At 64.5% G+C, this 564-nt stretch carries 1 protein-coding gene; it reads right to left on the bottom strand.

Features of this window, described 5'->3' with window-relative positions:
- Positions 1–18: 18 nt before the first annotated feature.
- Positions 19–564: SDR family NAD(P)-dependent oxidoreductase (locus tag DQW85_RS21745; protein ID WP_113702115.1), on the bottom strand; the 546-nt coding region annotated here is incomplete at its 5' end.

Raw genomic sequence — 564 nt, 5'->3', positions numbered from 1 at the left:
TCGATCGTTTCCACGCGCCTACCAGCGCAATGGCCCGGTTTCGTCTTGGAAGGTTCCTGTCGGGCCGTCCGCGTCGAGGGTTGCCAGGCGCACGACAGTCCTGGCGCTGTCTTGCGGTGACCTTCCGATTCCGAAGGCCGCGGTCATGTCGGTGGCGGTGGTGCCGGGCTCGATTGCATTGAACTTGATGCCCGGCTGGGCCTTGGCGTACTGAACCGTGAGCATGGTGGCAGCTGATTTGGACGCGGAGTAAAGCGCGAGGGGCAAGTGGAACTCCGGCCGGTCGGGGTTGTTCACTGCCCAAAACGACCCGGCGCTGCTCGAAACGGTGACCACGTTAGGGTTCGATGATCTGCGCAGCAGCGCAAGCGCCGCCTCGGTGACACGCACGATTCCCACCGCGTTGGTGTCGAACACGCGAAGAGCCGTGGGACCGTCGATGACTCCCTCTCCCAAGATGCCCGCGTTGTGCACCAGAACGTCGAGCCGGCCCTCGGCCGCGTCGATCGCCGCCAGAGCGTTGCTCACCGATGCGTCGTCGGTCACATCGAGGTGCACGAATCG

It is taken from the genome of Nonomuraea lactucae, assembly GCF_003313395.1.
GTDB lineage: Bacteria > Actinomycetota > Actinomycetes > Streptosporangiales > Streptosporangiaceae > Nonomuraea > Nonomuraea lactucae.
This window is presented reverse-complemented; position numbering and strand designations above follow the sequence as displayed.